Raw genomic sequence first — 23,955 nt, 5'->3', positions numbered from 1 at the left:
TCCAGAGTGATATATCATTTATATTCTTCAAATACGCTTTAAATCCTTTTATTTTTTATATATAAAGCTAAAGTTTATACGTGGATTAAGCTATCTGTTAATTTGTGACTCGAAATTTATATTTTCGTCAGAAGAATTGTTAACATCATTCGTATTGTTGTCTTTTTTACTATTAGTTGGTTCTAACCCCATATATGTTCCAATAACTTCTCTAGTTGGTAAAAGTGAGAATACACTTGAATCACCTTGAGGAATTACACATACAACAGCTATTTCTGGGTCATCTGCTGGAGCAAAAGCAACAGTCCATGTAAAAGAACCATAATCTTGTTTAAATTTATCTATCTCGTCATCTGTTATTTTTGGATTTAATTCTTTTATAGCTTTTCTTAAATATGAAGAATTTACTTTATCAGTATCTTCTAATCTAACTTTTATTCCATCCTCTAATTCTTCTTCTAATTTCTTTCTTTCTTCGTCCTTTAAATCTTTATTTTCTAATTTCTTTTTTACTTCCTTTTCTTTAGCTAATGAAAGTTCTTTTTCTTTTTCTGCTTTCATCCTATCTGCTAGTTTAACTGCATCATCTAGATTAACATTATAAGATGACATATGACTTTTTAAATATTCATATTCGTTATCTGTAGGTATTTTCCCACTTTTCTCAGCTGTACCAGTCTTTGCCGCTACATCTATTGGGAAATCAGCAAAAGCACTCTTTGCTGTACCTTGTCTTGCAACCAATTTCATACCTTTTGTTAATTCTTTTAAGTTATCAGGATTTTTAAAAGGTATTTTTTCTACCTTCTTCTGGTCATTGATTTTCACTGATGAATAATCACTTGAAACAGCTCTATCAACTACAGATAATTCTACTAAGTTACCTCCATTTGCTATGGCAGCCACATATCTTGATATCTGAGCTGGTGTATAGGCATTCTCACCTTGTCCTATAGCTAAGTTGAATGTATCTGCAGTACTCCATTTTGCAAAGTTAAAATAACTAAATACTGCTAAATCTGCTACTTCTTCAATTCTATCTTCTTTAACATCCAATTTTTTTAGTCTATTCATTGTTTCTACTCTACCAGGAGTTTTCTTTTCTGCTGCCCAGCTTACAATCTCATTGATTCTTTTTTCATATTCTTTAGGATTTTTATCTCTAGTTATATCAACAAAATCATTTGCCATTTCTCTTTCTAAATTTGACTTTAACAGAGCTTGTGTTGATTTAAGCTTATCCTCTGTGCTAGGTACCTTACCTGCTCTTTCTTCTACTTCATCTTGAAGTCCAGTATTTTGGTCAAGTCCAAATAATTTTGCATATTCAAGAATTTTATTGGCATTCATGTCTATACCAATGCTTTTTCCATCTGGCCATGTTTTACCTGTACCAATAGTTGCCATATATATATTACAAGACTCTTGTATTGCTTTATACAAGTTTGTCATACCATGATTTCCTCTACCATGGTTCCATACATAGTCACCAAAAGATTTTTTACCTAGCATGATAACACCAGGGTCATTTATTGTAAAGTTTGGATTTAAGCCATTTTCTAAAGCTGCCATTGAGGTTACCATCTTAAATGAAGAACCTGGCTGGAATTCCCCTTGTGTAACCAAGTTTAAAAGTGGACTTCCTGCTAGTAAGTCATTTGGATTCTTTGGCTGAAGTGCTTTATAATCTTCTGTAGAAATACCTTTTGCAAATTTATTTGGGTCATAATTAGGATAGCTTGAAGAAGCTAGTACTTCTCCATTTTTTACATCAATAGCTATAAGGGCTGCTGATTGTGCTTTTCCTGCATATGCACTAATTGGTTTATCACCAAATTTACTTTTAAAAGTACCACCTTTAGAAGCAACTTCTATTATCTGTTTTAATGCATTATCTGAGACTTCTTGCAAATCTTTGTCCAAAGTAAGATATACAGTATCTCCTGATTTAGGCTTTTTAGATTCAATTTCTTTACTGATTCTTCCTAATGCATCAACCTTGACCATTTTATAACCATCAGTTCCTCTTAGCCTGCTTTCATTACTTTTCTCTACTCCTGCAAGACCTACCATATCTCCAGTTTTATAACCTTTTTGAAGATATGATTCTATTTGAGTTGATGGCATTTTTCCTACATATCCTAGCATATGTGAACCTAAAGTTCCATTAGGATAATATCTTACTGGTTCGACTGCTATTGAAACACCAACAAGGTCCATAGCACGCTCTTCAATTTGTGCAATTGTAGTTTCTCCTACATCTTTTGCAATGGTTACTGGATTATACTGAGAATATCCTTTTGATTTTATCAAATCTCTTACAACCATTATTTTTCTAGCATCTTCATCGCTTAGGCTTTTATCAATATCTAATGCCTCACTATTTCTTACTTTTTCAAACGCTTCTTTAGCATTTAGCTTGGTCTCTTTTATCTTATAACTAGCCAGCCAATCTCTCTTATCTCTTTCTGCTGTAAACATCCATTTACTAACTAAAATAGGTGGATAATATCCATTTTCATTCAGTTTTGCCTGTAATTTTGTTGCATCCAATCTTTTATCTTCTTGAGACAATATTCCAGCTGATATAAGTTTATCTACTAAGTAATAAAAACTTTCTTTAGCATTATAATCGTTTGGAATACCATTTTCTGATTTATACTCTCTAATATCTCTGTCATATGTATAATAGTATTTTCCATTCTCTACGTATATCGGAAACTCATCTACATATTCTTCACCATTTTTTTCAAGCAAATTTATAAGCTTTAATGATATTTCATTTGCTCTTGAACGCTTATTTGCATCTTTTTTATTAATATCGTTACCTGAAACCTGAACAGTAAATAAGTTTTTATTTCCTGCTAACAATCTTCCATATCTATCTTTTATTTCTCCTCTTGGAGCTTCTATTGCCAACTTCTTATATGTTTTATTTTCAGCTAACTCATTGTAATATTCATATTTGAATGTAGTCATGTAGATTATTTTTACTAAAATAGCTAAAAATACCACACTTATGACTATTTTAATTATTTTTAGTCTATCAACTTGTTTATTTTCTTCCATGAACTCACCAACTAATCTTCTTTAAGTTTTAAAACTGCTCTTTTAGATAAGCGATATATTACTAAACCAATTAAACTATTCACTATTGGTGCTACTAGTAGACCTTTTATAAAAAGTGTTGATATGCTATAGCTTTGATAGATTATACTAGATGTACCTATATTGACAATTGAATCAATTAAACTTCCTATAAAAATCAAAACGAAAGTAATAATATAGCTACCTTTATATAGCTGGTCTCTCATGTGTCCAATTGCATATGCAATAACAAACAAAACTAACGCATTTACACCAAAAATTCCACCAACGGTTATGTCTTTAATAAGCCCTATTATAGCCGCTATAATTCCACCCTCTAGTTCATCTAAATAAAGAGAGATTATAGTCACATATATAAGAACTAGATTAAAGCTTATGCCAAAAATATCTATATAATTTGTTATACTATTTTCTATAGTCATAAGCACAATCCCCAACAGACAAAGTAAAACTTTTTTCATTGTTTTTATCCCCTTTATCCTATATTTCTTGGTTCTATGACTACAACGTCATCTATATTCTTAAAATCAACATAAGGTTTTACAACTACATATTTTAGTGACTTATCTTTATCATCAACTACTTTTTCAACTTCACCGATTGGTATCCCCTCTGGGAAGAATCCAAGACCTGATGTTGTTATTATGTCTCCTTGAATCACATTGTATGATGAGTCAAACATATAACCTTGTAAATATCCTTTACTATTATAACTATCTTTATTATCTAAAGTAGTATTTTGAGTAATTGTTCCTTTGGCATTAGCATCCTTTGCTAGTTTAAAACTTACAGATGCCTTAGAATCCAATAGTGAAATTGCCTTGCTATAATTATTTGAAACTTCATAAACTACACCGACTAATCCACTACCATTCATAACTATACTTTCTTTTTTTACACCTGAATTTTTTCCTGCACCTATGACAAAACTCTCATACCAGTTTCCATCATTTTTACTGACAACACTTGTAGAAATACTTGTTGCTTTATATTTTTCCTCTACAAAGTTAAGTGTCTTTTTTAATTCTTCTAATGATTCTGTTTTATCTAATTTTGCATTTAAAGCTATCATATTCTTTTTAAGTTTTTCATTTTCTGCTTCTAAATTTTTTACCTTTTTAGAATTTTCTTTAAAATTTGATATGTCTTTAAATCCATTTTTGATAAAAGAAAATCCATCATTTATTCCTTTTCCTACACTTGTAATAGCATCTGATGCTACTCCTAAATTTACAGGGCTACCACTAGAAAACTTACCAATTGATATACCCACAATTCCAATTAAAGTGATAGCAACTACGCCCGTTGCTATCACTTTAACATTAATCCTTTTTTTCTCATTTTTATTCTTGTCAAATCTCAAGGCCATCACCAACTTCTAATTTTTAGCATTCATCATTAATACTTTTTCAAAGATTTCTTGGTCTTCAACAGATTTTCCTGTTCCAAGTGCAACACAATCAAGAGGTGTTTCTGCTATTTGCACAGACATTCCAGTTTCTTGTGTGATAAGTTTATCAAGACCTCTAAGCAAAGCTCCTCCTCCTGTTAGCATTATTCCGTTTTCCATTATATCTGATGCTAATTCTGGTGGAGTTTTTTCTAGTGTAGATTTTATAGCATCTACTATTGAACTTACAGGTTCTTTTAAAGCTTCTCTAACTTCTGTAGAACAGATTTCTATTGTCTTAGGTAGCCCTGAAATTAAATCTCTACCTCTTATTTGCATGTTTATTTCTTCATCATCTTTAAATGTAGAACCTATGTTAATCTTAACATTTTCAGCAGTTCTCTCACCTATCATAAGATTGTATTCTTTTTTTACATAGGCAACTATAGACTCATCAAACTCGTCTCCACCAATTCTTATAGATTTAGCAGTAACGATTCCTCCTAAAGATATTACAGCTATTTCTGAAGTACCTCCACCAATATCAACTACCATATTACCTTCTGGTTCTTCAACTTTTAATCCTGCTCCTATAGCTGCTGCCATTGGCTCTTCTATAAGGAATGCATCTTTAGCTCCTGCTTGTCTTGCAGCTTCTTCTATAGCTCTCTTTTCTACTTCTGTAACTCCAAAAGGAACACATATAGCTATTCTTGGACTTACAACACCTTTTTTGTCAGCTGCTTTTTGTATGAAATAACTAATCATTGATTGAGTTATATCAAAATCTGCTATTACACCATCTTTCATTGGTCTTATAGCTACTATATTTCCTGGTGTTCTACCTATCATTTTTTTAGCTTCTTCACCTACTGCTAAAACTTCCTTACTGTCATCTCTTATTGCGACAACTGATGGTTCTCTAACAACAATACCTTGTCCTTTTATGTAAACTAATGTATTTGCAGTCCCTAAATCTATTCCCATATCCTTTGTCATCTTATTAAAACTAAAAAAACCTTTTTTCTCTTTCTTTTTTTCCTTAGCCATGATTTTACTCCTTCCTACTATTAAGAATCATGTTAAAAACATTCTCCTACTATTTTATCACATATAAAGTCAAATTATCATATTTTCTTTAAAGCTAAAGTATAATCCATCTCCAATAATTATATGGTCAATTATTTCTATTCCAATTATTTCTCCACATTTAACAAGTCTTGATGTGATATTCTTATCTTCGCTTGATGGTTCCACACTTCCTGAAGGGTGATTATGCATTACTATTATTTTACTTGCACTTCTCCTTATAGCTTCTTTAAAAACCTCTCTAGGATGGACTAATGACGAACTTAAAGTCCCTACAGATATATCTACATCAGATATTATCTCATTTTTTGTGTTTAAAAGAACCGCTTTAAAAACCTCTTTTTTTAAATACCTCAGGCTGTCCATATAATATTTATGTATATCCCAAGGATTTTTTATTTTATACTTCATAGGTTTAAAACTGGCTATTCTAGAGCCTAGTTCTAAAGCTGCTTTAATTTGAGTTGATTTTGATAACCCAATTCCATCTATATTACACAGCTCCTCTATTGTCATATCTTCTAAATGTCTAATACCCTGAATATCTCTATTTATTATATAGTTGGCTAACTCAATAGCATTTTTGTTTTTATTGCCAGTTCTTAAAAGTATAGCCAACAATTCAGTATTTGATAAGCTCTTTACTCCTTCAGCAAGCATCTTTTCTCTGGGTCTTTCCTCTGGTGCCATTTCTTTTACCTTAATGGTTGAATTAAATGACCTTTTCAGATAAATCACACTCCGTAAAAAAGATTTATATTAAAATGTTTTTTTAATAAGTCACCTAACTTTGAAATCGGAAGACCAACTATATTAAAATAGTCTCCTTTAATTTCTTCAACTAGCAAAGCCCCATAGCCTTGTATGCCATAAGCTCCTGCTTTGTCAAATGACTCTTTAGTTCTCAGATAATCCTCAATATCCTGTTCTGATAACGTTTTAAATTTCACATTGCTGATTACATAATCAATTACTTTCTTATCTTCGCACAAGTTTATTAAGCTAATACCTGTTATGACTTGATGCTCTCTTCCAGATAGTCTTTTTAGCATATCTCTTGCACAAGACTCATCTTTAGGTTTTCCTAAAATAGCATTGTCTAAAACAACAACTGTATCAGCTCCAATAACAACATCTTCATTATGTTCAGATGCTACAGACATGCTTTTTTCAAAAGCCAATCTCATAACTAAATGTTTTGGTGCTTCGCCTTCCAATATAATCTCATCAATTTCACTTTTAATTATATCAAATATTACATTTGTATTCTCTAGAATTTCTTTCCTTCTTGGAGAGGCTGATGCCAAGATTATATTCATTTATTCACCTCGTTTGTACGTAATTTGTACCTATTTAGTCTATCACTATATTGTAAAAAATTCAACAGAAATGTCGAACCTTTTTTGTTACACTATTGTTATATTTATTACCAATAGAATAAATATACATAAAATAGAGGTATGGAAATTATTCCATACCTCTGTTTTATGTACTCATTAGAGATATGGAAATTATTCCATATCCTTATTTTGTCCATATTACAAAATTTTAATAGCTTTCTTTGGACATTTTTCCATACATAAATGGCATCCTACACATTTATCAGCATCTACCTTATGTTTTTCTTTTAATTCTCCTTCTATTGCATCAAACTTACATTGTTTTTTGCATACTGTACATCCAACGCAAAGTTCTTGGTCAATAGTAACTTTCTTTTTCTTAGTTATATCACCTGATATTACTTTTGTAGGGCATTTTGCTACACATTCCATACAGCCTACACACTTGCTAGGGTCTATCTTAGCTATTTTATTTTCAAATACTATAGCATCAAATTTACAAGCTTTCACACACATTCCACAACCAATACATCCAGCAGTACATTTTTCCTTAACAGCTTTACCAAATTCCTTGCTATTACATTCTACAACTACTTCTTGGCTTTCTGGTTTTGTGATTATTATACCCTTAGGGCAAACTTCTTTACATTTTCCACAATTTACACATTTTTCTTCATCTATTACTGCTACTCCATCAACTATAGAGATAGCATCAAATTTACAAGCAGCCTTACATGTTCCAAGACCTAAACATCCAAATTTACACATTTTAGCTCCTGAATTTAAAACATTTGCTGCTCTACAATCTGATATTCCTTCGTACTCATATTTATCTTTTGCACTTGAGCAAGTTCCTTTACAAATAACTTTTGCTACTTGTTTTTCACCTGCTTCAGCACTTACTCCCATTATTTCTCCTACTTTTGCACCAACATCTGCTCCACCTACAGGGCAGCCATTAACTGGTGCTTTTCCTTCAACTATTGCACTTGCAAGACCTCCACAACCTGGAAATCCACAACCACCACAGTTAGCTCCTGGAAGTACTCCTAGTATAGCTTCCACTCTCTCGTCTACTTCTACAGCAAACTTTTTAGATGCGAAATCTAGCACTATCCCGAAGATTAAGCCCATAACTCCTAAAACTAATACAGCTGTAAGTATCACTATTTTCACCCCTCTTTTTTATAGCTTTATAAGTCCTGTAAATCCTAAGAAAGCTATTGACATTAAACTTGCTGATATAAGTGTTATAGGGAAACCTTTAAACGCTTCTGGTATATCAGCTAATTCTAGTCTTTCTCTTATACCTGCGAATATTACTATTGCTAAAGTAAATCCAGCTCCAGCTCCAAATCCGTTTATTATTGTTTCTACTAAGTTATAACTTTTTTGAACATTAACTAGAGCTATACCAAGAACTGCACAGTTTGTAGTTATAAGAGGTAAATAAACTCCTAATGCTTGATATAAAGATGGACTCATCTTTTGAATTACCATTTCAACGAACTGAACTATAGAAGCTATAACTAATATGAAAGCTATTGTTTGTAAAAATTCAGTTCCAGTTTTCACTAATAAAATCTGTATAAAATAAGTTATAATTGAAGCTAAAGTTAAAACGAATGTAACTGCAACTCCCATCCCAACTGCTGTATCAACTTTCTTAGAAACTCCTAAGAAAGGACATATACCTAAGAACTGAGATGTTATAACGTTATTAACAAGAACGATACTTAAAAATAAAAGTATTAAATTCATTTATTACACCTCCACTACGCTTTTTTACTTCTTAATTTATTAAATCCTGCAAATAAGAATCCTAATGTTAAGAATGCACCTGGTGGTAATATAAATATTAATACTGGTTGGAAAGATGCTCCAAATAGAGTCAATCCAAATAAACTACCATTTCCAAGTAATTCTCTTACTGCACCTATTATTGTAAGAGCAACAGTAAATCCTAGACCTTGACCCACACCATCAACAATTGAAGCTAGTGGACCAGTTTTAAAAGCAAAACTTTCTGCACGAGCTAGTATTAAACAGTTAACAACTATTAATGGTATATATATACCAAGAGCCTTATCAAGAGCAGGAACATATGCTTTTAAAACCATTCCTACTATTGTAACAAATGTAGCTATAATTACTACAAATATAGGTATTCTTATCTTATCTGGTGTGATTTTTCTTAGTAATGATATAACTAAATTTGCACATATTAAAACTGCTGCTGTTGAAAGACCCATACCGATTCCATTTATTGCTGAAGTTGTAACGGCTAGTGTTGGACACATACCTATAACTTGCACAAATGTTGGGTTCTCATCTATTAGCCCATTTTTAAATACTTTAGCTAAATTCATAATTAACCCTCCTTATTTATTAAGAGCACTATTGAAAACATCTATAGCCGCATTTACTCCTGTAGTAACTGCTGTAGACGTAATAGTTGCACCTGATATTGCTAGTATTTGATTGTCTGCTGTTGTACTACCTTTTGCTACTTCAAGAGGTTCAGCAGTTTTTCCTTTGTATTGACCTTTAAACGCATCATCTTTAGCTTTTGCTCCAAGTCCTGCTGTCTCTGTCATATTCCCAATATCAACACCTGTAACTTGACCTTCAGATGATATACCTACCATAACTTCAATTTCTCCACCATAACCACTTGGTTTAGCTTTTAAAGTATATCCCACTACTTCAGAACCATCAAGACCTTCATATACCTCAGCTATAAGTCCATCTCCAAGGTTTTTATAAGTACTTTCTTTCATTTCTTTGAACTCTTTTGCTTCTGGAAGTACTGCCTTTCTAAGTTCATTATTTGCTTGTATATTTCTTTGTTCTATTACTGGAGCTGTAACTTGATTTGTAGCTCCAAGTGCTAATGCGGCTATAGCACTTATAGCAAGTAAAGTTCCACCTAGTCTTACAATACTATTCATTATTTAGCCACCTCCCCAAACACTCTATTTCTAACAAACTTATCTATAAGTGGAGCAAGACAGTTTACTAGTAGTATTGAGTAAGATACACCTTCTGGATATCCACCATACATTCTTATAACAGTTGTTATAAGACCAGCTAATACAGCGTATATTATTTGACCTTTCTTAGTCATAGGCGAAGTTGTATAATCCGTAAGCATGAAGAATCCACCTAACATAAGACCTCCAGCAAACAATTGATATATTGCGAAATTTATATTAAATCCACCTAAAAGGAATGTTAATATAAATACAGTTGCTATGTAAAATACTGGTATAACATAATTTATTATGCCTTTATACATTAGGTATACTCCACCTAATAATAATAATATTGCTGATGTTTCACCTATACATCCACCAATATTACCAATCATCATATCAGCGAGACTAATTCCATTGCTAGAAAGGTCTGCTAATCCTGCTGCTCCATTTTTCAAAAAGCTCAATGGAGTTGCTGTACTAACTGCATCTAAGTTTTTACCTATCCAGTTAACACCTGGTTGAGTCCAAGCAGTCATTGCAACTGGGAATGATGCTAATAAAAATGCTCTTGCAGCAAGTGCTGGATTGACAAAGTTACATCCAATTCCACCAAATACCATTTTAACTACTAATATTGCAAATATTCCTCCTACTAGACACATCCACCAAGGAAGTGATGCAGGTACGTTAAATGCCAATAATAATCCTGTTACAACAGCTGAAAAATCTCCTATAGTACTTTTTTGCTTCATAAATTTTTGATATAAAAATTCAGTACCTACTGTACCAAGTATACAAAAAAACATAGCACTCAAAGCATTAAGTCTAAAGAAGTATACTCCTGCTACTGCTGCTGGAAGGAGTGCTATAATAACTTGTTTCATTATATATGAAGTATCTTCATTACTTCTCACATGAGGAGAAGATGATACTATCAACTTATTTTCCATCGTTTTTCCCCCTTAACTTTCTTTATTTCTGAGCAGCTTGCTTTCTTCTCTTTGCTCCTATTTCTCTCTTTGCTGATCTTATAGATTGAAGTAATGGTCTTCTTGCTGGACAAATAAATGAACAAGACCCACATTCTATACAATCCATTGCTCTATGATATTCAGCTGTGTCATAATCATCTTTTAAAGAATATGCACTTATATAAAGTGGTTGTAAGAATGATGGACATACATCTGTACATCTTCCACATCTTAAACAGTTTTGAATATCTGGAGTACGTGATTCTTCCTCATCCAAACATAAAATTCCTGAAGAACCTTTATTAGTTGCTATTTCAGTAGTATATTGAGCTATCCCCATCATAGGTCCACCCATTATAACTTTACCAACCTTCTTATCGTCTTTAAATCCACCACATTGTTCTATTATTTCTGAAACCAATGTCCCAACTTTTGTTATTAGGTTTTTAGGTTCTTTGATACAACTACCTGTTATTGTAGTAATTCTTTCTACCAAAGGCATACCTGTTTTAATAGATTTAGCTATTTGAGCTGCTGTGGCAACGTTGTCAACAACTGCCCCTGCTGCTATTGGTAATCCACCAGATGGAACTTCTTTACCTGTACACGCATAAATAAGTTGTTTTTCTGCTCCTTGTGGATATTTCACTTGAAGACCAACAACTTCGATTTCACTATAATCTTTAGCTACATTTTGAATTGCTTCTATAGCGTCTGGTTTATTTGTTTCAATTCCTATAAATCCTTTTTTAACATCTAATACCTTCATTAAAGCTCTTAAACCAAACACAACATCTTCTGGATTTTCAAGCATTAATCTGTGGTCTGCAGTTAAATATGGTTCACACTCTGCTCCATTTAATATAACTACTTCTGCTTTACTATCTGGTGGAGGAGATACTTTTACATGGTTAGGGAATGTAGCTCCACCCATACCTACTATTCCTGCCTCTTTTATAATACCTACTATATCTTCTTTACTCAAATCCTCTAACTGACCTTTTGGTTGAACACTTTCATGTAATTCTTCCTTAAAGTCGTTTTCGATAACTACACATTGAGCTGAACCACCTGGTACTTCATGTTGTTCAATAGCAATAACTTTTCCTGATACTGAAGAGTGAACGTTACATGAAACGAAACCTTGTTGCTCACCTATTTTTTGCCCAAACTTTACTTCATCACCAACTTCAACGATAGGTTTAGCTGGTGCCCCTATATGTTGCTGAAGAGGAATGTAAACTATCTTTGGAGCTTGAGCTTTTTCAAGTGCCTTTGTGTTAGAGTACTCTTTTCTATATGGAGGATGTATCCCTCCCTTAAAAGTTAAGAGTTTCATTGTTTTACCCCCTTATCTATAAAAAAACATTTTTTCTGCCTTCTATAAGTATACTATATATATTAAAAAATCTTAACAATTGTTAAAAAAATATCCCTATTTTTATAATTTATTTTATAAATCAATACCTTTATATTAAGTCAAAATGAGGAAAAGGATTGCTTAATTAAACAATCCTTTTCATATAGCTTTCTAAAATCTAAATTTTCTGTATTTTATTTTATAGAATTTATAAACAGAGAGTACTCTTGCATAGATGATAAAAGTAGACTTTTACTCACACTATATTTTTCTTCATTTGCAGCTTTTGAAGCTGTATCAATTTTTTCGTTTACATTCTTTACATAATCAATCAAATTTTCTTTAAATAAACGCATTTCAGAATAGTCAATCTTTTCAGCTTCTTTTGATATATTTTGTGATATTGCCTTTCTATTTGTCAAAATAGTATTATATTTTTTCATATCCACATTATTTTCATCATTTGACCAAAAACTTGATTCTTCTTTAAAGTTTGTTATTAATTTATTTAATTCATTAGATATACTCTCTATATAAGCGTAATTACTTGTGTATTCTAGAGATAACATAGGTGCATCTAGGTGTGACAAAAATGCATCTGGAAATACCTTTCTTACATTGTTTATGTGCTTTCTAACCTCATTTTCATCAAATGAAGAATATGTCTGTATTTTTTTTACACCATCCTTCTCCATAACTGAAAAAGGTATATCACTGCTGACTAATGATGTCTGTATTTTTTTCAAGTCATCATTATTATCTATTGCTGCAACTTGAATAGTATACATGTCCCAGCCCTCTATAGTAGCTAATTTTACTTCTTCTGCTTCTTTAGTATTATTTACTGTTTTTTCTGGATTAGTTTCTTCTTTACCTTCTGAATTGGTTTGTGATTTAGATTTCTTTCCGTTTTTTATTGAATTTAATTCATCAGATATATCTTTATAAGTTATATCTGATGAATGATTTAGAAATGGTATTTTAGCTGATACATATTCAAGTACCTTGCTATCTTTTATTTTTGTATAAGAATAATAGCCAATCAGACACAAGCAAGCAATAGTTATAACATACTTACGTAAATCAATTTTATGTCTATTATTATTAAATCCTCTGTATATCGTTTTTCTTCTATTCATTAGTTTGTCCCCCCCAAAATTATATTATTAATAAAGTATATTTTTAAGAGTCACAATTTATGAATAGAAATAATTATTTATTCTAATTTTTTAATAAGACATTATATTCGTTAAGCTAGTCTTCTTGCTCCAAGTAATACTTTGGACCAATATGAACTAGTTAAATTATCCACTTTTACCTTATTAGGATTGGTCTGAGTACCACTACAATGGATAAACTTACTATTACCTACATATATACCTACATGATTAGTTGCTCCATCTCCATCAGTATCAAAGTAAACTAAATCTCCTGGAGCATAATTGCCCATAGAAACTGCGCTTCCAGACTTAGCTTGCTCTCTAGAAACCCTTGGAATAGAAACACCTACAGAATTTTTGAAAACATACTGTGTAAATCCAGAGCAGTCAAATTTATCAGGGCCTGATGCTCCCCATTGATATGGAATTCCAATAAGAGTATATGCAAAGTCTACTATTGTTGAACCTTTTGCTGTAGATTTATCTGAATTTCCATTAAATGACGAATTAGAATTACTGTTAGACTGAGAATTCTGATTAGATGATGAACTAGGATTTTCTTTTGCACCTTCACTAGTCTCAGAAATATAACTAGCACTTACCCATCCAGTTGTCCCATTTGATAACTTTACTTTATACCATCCACTACTCTTAGCTTTTAATTCAACAATATCTCCAGCATTTAATTTTCCTATTATAGAATAGCTTGTCCCAGGTCCACTTCTTACATTTAAACTTACAGTAGATGTAACTTTACCATTTTTACCTTCTATTGATTCTTCACTAGATGGCTTTTTATCAGAATTATTAGTACTATTTGAATTAGAACTGTTTGAATTAGAATTGTTTGTTCCAACATCTTCTGACGTTTTTAAGATATATTGGCTACTAGCCCATCCAGTAACTCCATTTGATAATTTTATTTTATACCATCCATTACTTTGTTCTAATAATTTTACTACATCTCCATTATTTGCCTTACCAACTAATGAATAGTTAGTGCCTGCGCCACTTCTTATATTCAATCTCGAACTTACATTAACCTTACCATTGCCACTTATAGTTGTACCACTTGAAGTTGAATTGCTTTGGTTTGATGTACTTTCAGATGAACCACTAGTCGATATGTATTTTGCACTTCCCCATCCAACAACAGAATTTGATATCCTTACCTTATACCATCCATTAGATTTTTCTAAAATCTCTACAGCCTTTCCTTTGTATAATTTTGCTACTTTGTCACAGTCAGCACTTGGCCCACTTCTTATATTCAAAGCGCTTGCCGTTACTACTCCTTTTTCAAGAGCACTTGCATTTATGGAACTAACTGATACTGCTACTGCTCCAATTCCTAAAGCTGCTATAGCTTTCTTCACTACTATCACTCCCCCCAACAAATTTTTATAAACATAAAGTCATAACATTATTATCCATTTTTAGTACCTATAATTTAATGATAACTTATAATATAATTAATTGTAAAGAAATTATAAATATTTCCTTAAAATTAATAATTTTTAGGAAGTATTTCAATCCAATAATTATCTGGGTCTGCTATAAAATAAATTCCCATATTTTCATTTTCGAAACATATACAGTCCAAATCTTTATGAAGTTTTTTTGCCTTATCAAATTCATCAACTTCTAAAGCCAAATGGAATTCATTATCTCCTAAATTATATACTCCATCCCAATCTCTAAGCCAAGTTAATTCTAATGTATGGCTAGTAATACCATCCCCTAAATAAACTAATATAAAACTACCATCTTCTGCCTCTTTACGCTTTACTTCTTTCAACCCTAAAGCTTTATTATAAAAATTCAGACTTTTTTCTAAGTCAGTAACATTGAAATTGTTATGGCAAAAATTAAACTTCATTTTGAAATCACCCTCCAATTTTTATTTTTTTTATATTATATCATTATTATAAATTTATTTAAATCACATTAAGTTAAAAATTTGAATAATGCTGTGTAATTCATAAATAGTAGTAAATTATTTAAGATAATATGTCAAAAAAAGAATAAGTTCTATCGAATCCACAGAAGAATTATAATCAAGTTATACTTAATCATGTAAATTGATAGAACTTACTATTTAAAATTTTTATAATAATTACCTTACCTCATTCAATTCTAACTAAACAGATTAAAATCTTAATTCTTAATCTTTTCTTTAATAATATAGTTTATCACTTTTTTTCTAATGTCTTCAGCATTATAATCATCTTCTACTTGTATATCCAAAAGTTTTGCTATAGACTTCATATCTTCCCTAGTTTTTGACCTATAACTTGCTATTAATTCATCTTTTATCTTTTCAGGTTCTAAAAGATATTCTTCATCTCCTCTTTTAAAAGCAACATACTTTTGAGCATATGAACTTCTATTATAGTATATATATCTTGATATTTTTCTTAAAATCTGATTATATGAAAGTCTCTTGTTAATATCAAGCTTTAAGTACTCTGAAAAAGCAAATAGCTCTTTTTTTGATTTAAATAAAGTTTCCTTCTTTATAGTTCTTGATATCGAATTTACACTTTCTTGATATGCACACTTTTTCAACATTTTTAAATATACTCTATTAAGACCAATACTTTGATTAAATTTTTTTATGTTATTATTGATAATCTTATCTAAATTGCCCTCAAAGTATTTTTTTGCTCCTTTTTGTGATACATAACTCTCAAGTTCTTTGTGGGCCATATCAAGTATCATTTTTTTTAAATCCTCTTTATATCCCCTAGATTCCATGATACTCCCTCCCTTAACTATTTATAGTATATTCAAAATAATTAAGAAATGTGAGTAATCACGAAAATTTTTTATTTTTTATGTATATATTAATTTAAAAGGGGAGATAATAGTAATGTAAAATCAAACATACTCAATCTCCCCCATTTTTAGACCTCTATTACTCCCCCAATAGAGGTCTTTTTTTAGTTTATTATTTTCTATTCAATTCCTTTTAGTTCAAATCCTAATTCTGCAATTACTTCTTTTAATTTTTCAGTTGATACATCATCTTTCATATCTACAGATGCACATTTGTTTTCTAAATCTACATCTAAAACTTCAACACCATCTATATCTTCTGTTAATGCAGTTTTAAGATGATTTACACAATGACCACAACTCATACCTTCTACTAATAGTTTCTTTTTCATTTAATTACCTCCTTATACCCTATAAGGGTATTTTATCATATAGTTTTGACTTTTTAAATACTAATTAATCATTTAATTTGATTCACTAGATTTTATATCTAGATTAGATATTCCCTCATATACATCAAAATCATTTGGAGTAATTTTACCTTTTAATCTACTATTACTTACAATATAGTTATTTCTGATAGCCAAACTTATAAATGTTGCGTTATCTTTTACATATGTCTGTACATCTTTGTATGCTTTCTTTGTTTCAATTTCAGATGTAGAACTTGTAAGTGTAGACATATATCCATTTAACCTATCATCAGTATATCCACTACTTGCTATAATGCTACTTGCATCTGGTATACTTGATAGTTTCCATCCAACCAATGCTAAATCGTAGTTTTTAGAATTAAGAGCATTTTCCATGTCTTTATCTGATAACTGATTTATTGTATTGTTTATTCCTATAGCCTTTAAGTTCTCACTTATTATGTTTGCAGTTTTTAATCTTTCACTATTATCTCTATTTACTATAATTTTTAAATTCATTTCAGAAAGTCTTTTCTTTACTTCTTCTTTTTCTCTATTTTTTTTATCTTCAGCTTCCTTTTTAACTCTTTCTTCTTCCTCTTTTTTAGCTTTTGCTTCTTCTTCAGGAGTAAGTTTCTTTGTATTCTTTTTAGTTACTTTTTTTTGTTTTTTATCTACTTTATTATCATTTTGATTTACTGAATTTATATTTGCATATTCTACTTTATTAAGATACTCTATTGCTTTATCTTTATTAAATTCTAAAGCTTTCATTTCACTATCATAGTATTTTGATTTTGAATTAAGTGGAAAATTAACTGGAGTAGCATCATCCATATATCCTTCACTAATAATTCTATCTTTATTTATAGAATGTGCAATTGCTTTTCTGAAATTAACATCTTTGAAAAAAGGATTATTATAATTAAATACTATACATTCATAATCTCTACCTTGATATTTTGTTATATTAAATTCTTTCTCTTGAAACTTACTCAAATCATTCAATGTAACATTAGTTATATCACTATCAAGAGCCATAACCATAGATGTTCTTGCATCTTCATTAGGAACCATACCTACTTTTATATTCTTCATTGTCTTTGGAACTTCTTCATAATACTCTTTATTTACAGATAAAATCATTCCTTCTCTTTCTGTATATGATTCTATTTTATATTTCCCATTTCCTATCATATTATTATTTTTGTCATTTGCATCCTTTGAATCTAAATGATTTTGAGATACTATTGGAAAAATTAAACTATCAATAGAGAAAGCATATCTAGCTTTAAATTTTATCGTAAAATCTTTGTCGGATTTAATATTCACTGAAGCTATGTTTTTAGTAAATTCATTGTATGGACTATCTGCACTTTTTTGAATTAAACCAATAGTATAATTTACATCATTTGAAGTAACAGCTTTTCCATCATGCCACTTTGCATCTTTTAACTTTATATCTATACTCATTCCATCTTGAGCTATATTATACTCTTTAACTAGTTGAGGAGTTACATTATAGTTCTCATCTATAGTAAATAAACCATCATAAACTAAATTCATTATATAACCAACAGACTTATCAGTATTCGTTATAGGATTTATAGTTTTGGGAGTTACCATTGTTAAGTTTATATACTTAGCATCTATAGAACTTTGACTTTTTAAACTTGAATCACTACTACTTTGTTTTGTTTTAGTATTACTACACCCAACTACCATAAGAGTTATAGCTAAAACAACTGTTAAGACTTTTATTCTCTTCATTAGTTTTTTCCTTTCTTGCCATATATCTTATTATAATGTTTATAATTATTTTTCACTTTTTCTACATACTTTGAAGTTTGTTCAAAAGGTATGTCATGTAGATTTTCTCCATCTTTACTATATTCATTATTTTCTAACCACTTTTTCACATTACCTGAACCACCATTATATGCAGCTATTACTAAGTCTAATTTACCAAATTCCTTGTATAATTTATTTAAGTACCAACAACCAAGTCTTATATTAGTCTCCGGGTCAAAGATATCAACATTTTTTAACTTTAGTTCATCTGCTCCCCAATCCCTAGTTATATCTAATAGTTGCATTAAACCCTTTGCTTCTTTTTTTGAAACAGCAGAACTATTAAACTTACTTTCAGCTTTTATAACACTGTAAACTATATTTTCATCTAAATTAAATTCCTTAGAATATTTTTCTACATATTCTGAATATTTTTTTGGATATAAAAATTTATGTATTACTTTACTTTCCATTAATAGTGTTCCAAATAAGATTATAAAAATAGATAGAATCAATACTTTCTTACTATTCACGCCAATTCTCCTTCATGTACTCAATAAATTTGTGTGCTTTACTTTCTAATTCAGTTATTGTTCCCGAATTATCTATTATATAATCACCATATTTGGATTTTTCTTCCTGACTCATTTGTGAATTTATCCTACTAATTGCTTCTTGTTCACTACAATTATCTCTATTCTTTATTCTGCTAATTTGCACTTCTTGTTTACAAGTAACTACTAATAGCTTGTCAACCATCTCTAGAAATCCACTTTCTACCAATATAGCTGCATCCAAAATCACTATACTTTCGCCTTTTTTTCTTACTTCATCTATTTCACTCATTATTTTTTCTCTTATTCGTGGATGAGTCAAATTATTTAGCTCTCTAAGTTTTTCTTCATCATTAAAAACGATTCTTCCAAGAGCTTTTCTATTTAATGTTCCATCATCATTTTTTACATTTTGCCCAAAACAATCAAATACTTTTTTTAATAGTATCTTATCTTCAAATATTTTTCTAGATATAATATCTGCATCCACTATAGAAATATTAAGGTTTCTGAATATATTTGATAGGCTGCTTTTTCCACAGCCTATTCCTCCTGTAAGTCCTAATATCAACATAAAATCACCTACTTTGTCTCATACCAAGAACTACCGACATTTAAATCTACATCTAAGTGAACATCCATACTTACAGCATTTTCCATTTCCTCTTTTACTATCTTCTTAACTATCTCTATTTCATCATCAATTGCTTCAACTATCAATTCATCGTGAACTTGTAGTATAAGTTTTGATTTTAAATTATTATCTTCCAACTTTTTATGAACATTTATCATTGCAATTTTTATTATATCTGCTGCACTTCCTTGTATTGGTGCATTCATCGCAAATCTTTTTCCTCTGTTTCTCTCCATAAAATTACTTGATTTTATTTCTGGTATATATCTTCTTCTGTTTAAAATTGTTACAGCATATCCATCTTCACTAGCCTTTTCTATTGTCATATCCATAAATTCTTTTATTTTATGGTATTTAGCAAAATAACTTTCAATGTACTCTTTTGCTTTTGGCACAGGTATATTTAAATCATCAGCCAATCCAAAATCACTTTTGCCATATATAATCCCAAAGTTTACTGCTTTAGCTGCACCTCTCAGTTCACTAGTGACACTTTCCATAGGAACATTGAAAACTTGTGAAGCTGTCTTAGTATGAATGTCTTCATTGTGTTTAAATGCTTCTATCATATTTTCATCTTGGCTCATATGTGCAAGAACTCTAAGTTCTACCTGTGAGTAATCGGCATCAACCAACTTACAATTATCATCCGCAATGAACACTTTTCTTATTTTTCTACCCATTTCCATTTTTATAGGTATATTTTGAAGATTTGGTTCTGTAGATGAAATTCTTCCTGTAGTTGTTATTGTTTGATTAAATGATGAATGAATCCTATTACTCTCTGGATTTATTATATTTAAAAGTCCTTCAACATAAGTAGAGTTTAGCTTTACTATTTGTCTATACTCAGTTATCTTATCTATTATTGGATGTTTATCCCTTAATTTTTCTAAAACATCTGCATTAGTAGAGTATCCAGTCTTAGTTTTTTTGATTACTGGAAGCTCTAATTTTTCAAATAATATGACACCTAGTTGTTTTGGTGAATTTATATTGAATGGCTCTCCAGATAATTCATAAATTTCCTTTTCTAATGTAGCTATTATTTCTTTAAACTCAACACTCAATTCATCTAGGATACTTTTATCTACTTTTATGCCTTCATACTCCATATGCCCTAAAACTTCTACTAAAGGCATCTCTACATGATAAAAAAGACCATCCATACTCATATCTATTAGACTTCTTTCCATCATAGGAACTGTTTCTTTTACTGTGCATATTATTTGACCCATGTACTCAGCTAAATCCTCAAATTCTAAATCCTCATAGTTTTTAGATTTAACTCCTTTTCCTAATAACTCTTCTTTTGATTTAACCTTTTTTGATAAGTACTTCATAGCTATTGCACCACAATCATATGAAGTAGATGAAGTTGAATCTATTAAATACTCAGCTATTGTTATATCAAAATACATATTTCCCAAGTTTATATTATATGGTTTTAGAGATATATAATCATCTTTTAAATTATATCCATATTTTTTAATTTCGTTATTTGAAAGTATACTATCTAATTTTGTTATTTCATCTGAATCTATATAATATATTTTTTCTCCATCTATACTTATAAAAATATATATTATATTTTTTTCAAGTATATTACCTTGTCCTCTAACAGTTTTTAAAATAACTTGTCCTTTTTCCTTCACTTCATCTATAAATTTGTCTATCTCTTTCAATTTTAATATTTCTATTTTTTCTTCTACTTGCTCTGTATCATTTGAATCAACCAAATCAACCAATCTTGATAAGAGACTTGTAAATCCAAAATATCTAAATTTATCTAAAAGCTCATCTTTATCGTAATCACCAAAAATCATACTGTCTAAATTTACTTCTATTGGTACATCTCTTATAATAGTTGCTAGTCTTTTACTTTGAATAGCAAGTTCTTTATTTTCTTCTATTTTCTTTTTTACACTACCTTTAAGCTTCTCTGTATTATCTATTAAGTTCTCTATACTAGAGAACTCCTTTATAAGTTTTATACCTGTTTTTTCACCTATTCCAGGTACTCCAGGTATATTATCTGACTTATCTCCCATAAGACCTTTTAAATCTATAAACTGTGTTGGAGTCATCTCGTACTTTTCAATCACAGAATTAAAGTTGTATTCTTCTACTTCTCCAACTCCTTTTTTTGTTATAAGAGTAGTTGTATTATCTGAAGCAAGCTGAATAGCATCTTTATCTCCAGTTACTATGTATACCTTATATCCATTTTCTTCTGCCTTTTTAGAAACAGTACCTATAATATCATCTGCTTCATAACCATCTATTTCTAATCTGTTTATTTTAAATTTATCTAAAAGATCTTTTAATGGCTGTAATTGCTCTGCCAATTCATCTGGCATTCCCTTTCTTCCAGCCTTATATTCTTTATATTCTAGATGTCTAAATGTAGGTGCTTTCCTGTCAAAAGCTACACTTATATGTGTTGGTTTATATATATCAATCATTTTAAATAGCATTGTTGTAAAACCATATATAGCATTGGTCTTTAGACCTTCTTTATTATTCATTTCTGGAAGAGCATAAAAAGCCCTATTTATTATTGAATTTCCATCTATTATAATTAATTTTTTTTCCAAATTATATCACTCCTAAAAATTATCTATTTTTCTAACATATATATTATATACCAATATATTTTTCTAACATATATATTATATACCAATATACTGTTATTTAATATTCCCATAATAATAATAGTATATTAAAATTAAATATGTTGCAAACAATATATTTTTTTGCTATAATAATATACATGACATGCCCGAGTGGTGGAATTGGTAGACGCAGTGGACTCAAAATCCACCGGACTAATACTCCGTGCCGGTTCGAGTCCGGCCTCGGGCACCATTAAGAACTCCTAAAGCTATTTATTCAATAGATTAGGGGCTTTTTTATTTTTTGACATCATAATTTTATATTGATACTTATTGAATTTTAAATTACTTTATTAACCAAAATACATTAATATATTAAATAGTTTTAAAATAATCTAGTATGTTTCTTTAACTATAGAAATAAAATCACAAAGATTCTTAGAAAGCCACTTATCTTTATGGTAGATTAATTGTGAATAAATATTATAGTTGGTATTAAATGGAATCTTAATCAACTCATGTTTTTCTAATTCCTTCTCCACTGCAAGCTCTGGAAGAAGACACAATCCAAGTCCACTAAGTACTGTTTGTTTAATTACCTGAATACTTCCAGTTTCAAGAACTATTTTAGGTGCTATAGATGATTCAGACAGCTCTTTTTCAAACAGATTTCTATAACAACAACTCTTTCCTGTCAAAATGAATGGAACATTTTGAAAGTCCTGAATATACACCTTTTCTTTTAAGGCTACATCACTTTCTGGAACTGATAATACACAGATAGGCTCCTCATTTTTTAATTCAGAAATAGCAGATTTATCATTTATAGGTAAATCAAGTATAAATGCTATATCAATAGTATTATCTGCAAGTAAAGGAACAAAATCAGAAGAATCTAGAGTTTTTATAAAAAGGTCAACATCTGGATATTTCTCTTTATATATTTTTATAATCTCAGGTAACTTAAAAATACAAATAGATTCTGATGCTCCAATAACAATACGCCCATAATTATCTTTCTCTTTATACATTTTTTCTATATCTGATGACAATAAAAGCATCTTTTCAGCATATGGAAGCAACTTCTCACCTTCTCTAGTCAATGCTACACTTTTTCCTATACGTTCAAAGAGACGTACATCCAATTCTTTTTCTAATTGTTGTATATGAGCTGTAATATTTGATTGTGCATAGTTCAAATATTCAGCAGTTTTAGTAAAATTTTTAATTTTACTAAGTATTAAAAATGTATTCAAATGTTTTAATTCCATATCTATTCCTCCATATTATCTAAATATCAGATTGATACAATCAAATCAATCTATTTCACAAATAATAAATTTGATGTTAACATACAGGTATAGTAAAAGTCAAACAAAATAAAATTTAAAGGAGACTCTAATGTTATCAAAAACTAATATAATTGAAGAAGTAAATAATATTGAGCAACTGTATGTATACAAAAAATTAGGAAAGATAAATAATAACATACTAAGTGTTGTACAAGTAGCAAACAGAAGTCTAGATTTTCATGTTCATGAAAAATCAGACGAATTGTTTTATGTAATAGAAGGAAAATTTAATTTAGAAACTTTAGAGGGGTTGACAGAAGTTAAAGAAGGAGAATTTATCATTGTTCCTCAAAATACAATACATAGACCAGTAGTTAAAAAACTTACAAAATTTCTAATGATTGAATTAGAAGGAACTCTGAATAAAGAAAATAGTGGTGATTTATACGAAGATTAATCTATTTTATAATATCTAAAAGTCA

The 23,955-nt window shown here is 30.0% G+C and carries 23 protein-coding genes and 1 tRNA gene; 2 read left to right on the top strand and 22 right to left on the bottom strand.

Annotated elements, in window-relative coordinates:
* Window positions 1-90: 90 nt before the first annotated feature.
* The 21 genes from Q3223_RS06765 to polA form a co-directional block, all read right to left on the bottom strand.
* Complete coding sequence (locus Q3223_RS06765) at window positions 91-3,069, bottom strand: penicillin-binding transpeptidase domain-containing protein (protein WP_231300533.1); 2,979 nt, start codon at window positions 3,067-3,069, stop codon at window positions 91-93.
* A gap of 11 nt (window positions 3,070-3,080) precedes the next feature.
* A complete protein-coding gene (mreD, locus tag Q3223_RS06760; RefSeq protein WP_054269667.1) occupies window positions 3,081-3,569 on the bottom strand; it encodes a rod shape-determining protein MreD in 489 nt (162 codons plus the stop codon).
* Between the two features lie 14 nt (window positions 3,570-3,583).
* Entirely contained in the window at window positions 3,584-4,477 is an 894-nt protein-coding gene (mreC, locus tag Q3223_RS06755) for a rod shape-determining protein MreC (RefSeq protein ID WP_054269666.1), read from the bottom strand.
* Window positions 4,478-4,486: 9 nt separating this feature from the next.
* The gene (locus Q3223_RS06750) at window positions 4,487-5,548 is read right to left on the bottom strand and encodes a rod shape-determining protein (protein ID WP_054269665.1); all 1,062 of its coding nucleotides are present in this window, start codon (window positions 5,546-5,548) and stop codon (window positions 4,487-4,489) included.
* 69 nt (window positions 5,549-5,617) lie between these two features.
* Window positions 5,618-6,277, bottom strand: a complete 660-nt coding sequence (gene radC / locus Q3223_RS06745) for a DNA repair protein RadC (protein ID WP_021383866.1) — start codon at window positions 6,275-6,277, stop codon at window positions 5,618-5,620.
* A 44-nt stretch (window positions 6,278-6,321) separates the two neighbouring features.
* Window positions 6,322-6,906 (bottom strand): nucleoside triphosphate pyrophosphatase, encoded by a 585-nt coding sequence (locus Q3223_RS06740; protein ID WP_054269664.1) that lies wholly within the window; start codon window positions 6,904-6,906, stop codon window positions 6,322-6,324.
* A 219-nt stretch (window positions 6,907-7,125) separates the two neighbouring features.
* On the bottom strand, window positions 7,126-8,097 hold the full coding sequence (locus tag Q3223_RS06735) for an RnfABCDGE type electron transport complex subunit B (protein ID WP_054269959.1): 972 nt from the start codon (window positions 8,095-8,097) through the stop codon (window positions 7,126-7,128).
* A 15-nt stretch (window positions 8,098-8,112) separates the two neighbouring features.
* On the bottom strand, window positions 8,113-8,688 hold the full coding sequence (rsxA, locus tag Q3223_RS06730; protein ID WP_054269663.1) for an electron transport complex subunit RsxA: 576 nt from the start codon (window positions 8,686-8,688) through the stop codon (window positions 8,113-8,115).
* A gap of 14 nt (window positions 8,689-8,702) precedes the next feature.
* The gene (gene rsxE / locus Q3223_RS06725) at window positions 8,703-9,296 is read right to left on the bottom strand and encodes an electron transport complex subunit RsxE (protein WP_021383804.1); all 594 of its coding nucleotides are present in this window, start codon (window positions 9,294-9,296) and stop codon (window positions 8,703-8,705) included.
* A 12-nt stretch (window positions 9,297-9,308) separates the two neighbouring features.
* Window positions 9,309-9,878, bottom strand: coding sequence for an RnfABCDGE type electron transport complex subunit G (locus tag Q3223_RS06720; RefSeq protein ID WP_054269662.1), 570 nt, complete (start codon window positions 9,876-9,878; stop codon window positions 9,309-9,311).
* Window positions 9,878-10,855 (bottom strand): RnfABCDGE type electron transport complex subunit D, encoded by a 978-nt coding sequence (locus Q3223_RS06715; protein ID WP_054269661.1) that lies wholly within the window; start codon window positions 10,853-10,855, stop codon window positions 9,878-9,880. Before Q3223_RS06715 ends, Q3223_RS06720 begins: the two co-directional genes overlap by 1 nt.
* A gap of 22 nt (window positions 10,856-10,877) precedes the next feature.
* On the bottom strand, window positions 10,878-12,215 hold the full coding sequence (rsxC, locus tag Q3223_RS06710) for an electron transport complex subunit RsxC (protein WP_054269660.1): 1,338 nt from the start codon (window positions 12,213-12,215) through the stop codon (window positions 10,878-10,880).
* Window positions 12,216-12,430: 215 nt separating this feature from the next.
* Window positions 12,431-13,375: a hypothetical protein gene (locus Q3223_RS06705; RefSeq protein ID WP_231300532.1), complete on the bottom strand. Its 945-nt coding sequence runs from the start codon at window positions 13,373-13,375 to the stop codon at window positions 12,431-12,433.
* Window positions 13,376-13,485: 110 nt separating this feature from the next.
* Window positions 13,486-14,772, bottom strand: coding sequence for a C40 family peptidase (locus tag Q3223_RS06700; protein ID WP_054269658.1), 1,287 nt, complete (start codon window positions 14,770-14,772; stop codon window positions 13,486-13,488).
* Window positions 14,773-14,903: 131 nt separating this feature from the next.
* The gene (locus tag Q3223_RS06695) at window positions 14,904-15,275 is read right to left on the bottom strand and encodes a VOC family protein (RefSeq protein ID WP_054269657.1); all 372 of its coding nucleotides are present in this window, start codon (window positions 15,273-15,275) and stop codon (window positions 14,904-14,906) included.
* Window positions 15,276-15,553: 278 nt separating this feature from the next.
* Entirely contained in the window at window positions 15,554-16,153 is a 600-nt protein-coding gene (locus Q3223_RS06690; protein WP_054269656.1) for a hypothetical protein, read from the bottom strand.
* 200 nt (window positions 16,154-16,353) lie between these two features.
* Window positions 16,354-16,566 (bottom strand): heavy-metal-associated domain-containing protein, encoded by a 213-nt coding sequence (locus Q3223_RS06685; protein WP_054269655.1) that lies wholly within the window; start codon window positions 16,564-16,566, stop codon window positions 16,354-16,356.
* 72 nt (window positions 16,567-16,638) lie between these two features.
* Complete coding sequence (locus tag Q3223_RS06680; RefSeq protein WP_054269654.1) at window positions 16,639-18,357, bottom strand: ABC transporter substrate-binding protein; 1,719 nt, start codon at window positions 18,355-18,357, stop codon at window positions 16,639-16,641.
* Window positions 18,357-18,911, bottom strand: a complete 555-nt coding sequence (locus tag Q3223_RS06675) for a lytic transglycosylase domain-containing protein (RefSeq protein WP_054269653.1) — start codon at window positions 18,909-18,911, stop codon at window positions 18,357-18,359. The genes Q3223_RS06680 and Q3223_RS06675 overlap by 1 nt, the downstream gene beginning before the upstream one ends.
* Window positions 18,904-19,506: a dephospho-CoA kinase gene (coaE, locus tag Q3223_RS06670; protein WP_054269652.1), complete on the bottom strand. Its 603-nt coding sequence runs from the start codon at window positions 19,504-19,506 to the stop codon at window positions 18,904-18,906. Before coaE ends, Q3223_RS06675 begins: the two co-directional genes overlap by 8 nt.
* An 8-nt stretch (window positions 19,507-19,514) precedes the next feature.
* Window positions 19,515-22,163 carry a DNA polymerase I gene (polA, locus tag Q3223_RS06665; protein WP_231300531.1) on the bottom strand — a complete coding sequence of 883 codons (2,649 nt, stop codon included), beginning with the start codon at window positions 22,161-22,163 and terminating at the stop codon, window positions 19,515-19,517.
* A gap of 183 nt (window positions 22,164-22,346) precedes the next feature.
* Here polA and Q3223_RS06660 point away from each other — a divergent pair.
* Window positions 22,347-22,434: transfer RNA gene (locus tag Q3223_RS06660), tRNA-Leu, on the top strand.
* A gap of 142 nt (window positions 22,435-22,576) precedes the next feature.
* Here Q3223_RS06660 and Q3223_RS06655 read toward each other — a convergent pair.
* The gene (locus Q3223_RS06655; RefSeq protein ID WP_231300530.1) at window positions 22,577-23,452 is read right to left on the bottom strand and encodes a LysR family transcriptional regulator; all 876 of its coding nucleotides are present in this window, start codon (window positions 23,450-23,452) and stop codon (window positions 22,577-22,579) included.
* A 130-nt stretch (window positions 23,453-23,582) separates the two neighbouring features.
* On the opposite strand from Q3223_RS06655, the gene Q3223_RS06650 reads away from it, so the two are divergent.
* Window positions 23,583-23,930, top strand: a complete 348-nt coding sequence (locus tag Q3223_RS06650) for a cupin domain-containing protein (RefSeq protein WP_054269649.1) — start codon at window positions 23,583-23,585, stop codon at window positions 23,928-23,930.
* Window positions 23,931-23,955: the final 25 nt, after the last annotated feature.

Source organism: Clostridioides sp. GD02367 (assembly GCF_045900275.1).
GTDB lineage: Bacteria > Bacillota > Clostridia > Peptostreptococcales > Peptostreptococcaceae > Clostridioides > Clostridioides difficile_A.
This window is presented reverse-complemented; position numbering and strand designations above follow the sequence as displayed.

Excerpts from the sequence above, each read along its gene's own strand:
- coaE (WP_054269652.1), bottom strand. The coding sequence starts at position 19,506 with ATGTTGATATTAGGACTTACAGGAGGAATAGGCTGTGGAAAAAGCAGC.
- Q3223_RS06715 (WP_054269661.1), bottom strand. The coding sequence starts at position 10,855 with ATGGAAAATAAGTTGATAGTATCATCTTCTCCTCATGTGAGAAGTAAT.
- Q3223_RS06750 (WP_054269665.1), bottom strand. The coding sequence starts at position 5,548 with ATGGCTAAGGAAAAAAAGAAAGAGAAAAAAGGTTTTTTTAGTTTTAAT.
- mreC (WP_054269666.1), bottom strand. The coding sequence starts at position 4,477 with ATGGCCTTGAGATTTGACAAGAATAAAAATGAGAAAAAAAGGATTAAT.
- Q3223_RS06720 (WP_054269662.1), bottom strand. The coding sequence starts at position 9,878 with ATGAATAGTATTGTAAGACTAGGTGGAACTTTACTTGCTATAAGTGCT.
- radC (WP_021383866.1), bottom strand. The coding sequence starts at position 6,277 with ATGGCACCAGAGGAAAGACCCAGAGAAAAGATGCTTGCTGAAGGAGTA.
- Q3223_RS06740 (WP_054269664.1), bottom strand. The coding sequence starts at position 6,906 with ATGAATATAATCTTGGCATCAGCCTCTCCAAGAAGGAAAGAAATTCTA.
- Q3223_RS06705 (WP_231300532.1), bottom strand. The coding sequence starts at position 13,375 with ATGAATAGAAGAAAAACGATATACAGAGGATTTAATAATAATAGACAT.
- Q3223_RS06650 (WP_054269649.1), top strand. The coding sequence starts at position 23,583 with ATGTTATCAAAAACTAATATAATTGAAGAAGTAAATAATATTGAGCAA.
- Q3223_RS06685 (WP_054269655.1), bottom strand. The coding sequence starts at position 16,566 with ATGAAAAAGAAACTATTAGTAGAAGGTATGAGTTGTGGTCATTGTGTA.
- Q3223_RS06655 (WP_231300530.1), bottom strand. The coding sequence starts at position 23,452 with ATGGAATTAAAACATTTGAATACATTTTTAATACTTAGTAAAATTAAA.
- mreD (WP_054269667.1), bottom strand. The coding sequence starts at position 3,569 with ATGAAAAAAGTTTTACTTTGTCTGTTGGGGATTGTGCTTATGACTATA.
- rsxC (WP_054269660.1), bottom strand. The coding sequence starts at position 12,215 with ATGAAACTCTTAACTTTTAAGGGAGGGATACATCCTCCATATAGAAAA.
- Q3223_RS06690 (WP_054269656.1), bottom strand. The coding sequence starts at position 16,153 with ATGGAATCTAGGGGATATAAAGAGGATTTAAAAAAAATGATACTTGAT.
- rsxA (WP_054269663.1), bottom strand. The coding sequence starts at position 8,688 with ATGAATTTAATACTTTTATTTTTAAGTATCGTTCTTGTTAATAACGTT.
- Q3223_RS06765 (WP_231300533.1), bottom strand. The coding sequence starts at position 3,069 with ATGGAAGAAAATAAACAAGTTGATAGACTAAAAATAATTAAAATAGTC.
- Q3223_RS06695 (WP_054269657.1), bottom strand. The coding sequence starts at position 15,275 with ATGAAGTTTAATTTTTGCCATAACAATTTCAATGTTACTGACTTAGAA.
- Q3223_RS06680 (WP_054269654.1), bottom strand. The coding sequence starts at position 18,357 with ATGAAGAGAATAAAAGTCTTAACAGTTGTTTTAGCTATAACTCTTATG.
- rsxE (WP_021383804.1), bottom strand. The coding sequence starts at position 9,296 with ATGAATTTAGCTAAAGTATTTAAAAATGGGCTAATAGATGAGAACCCA.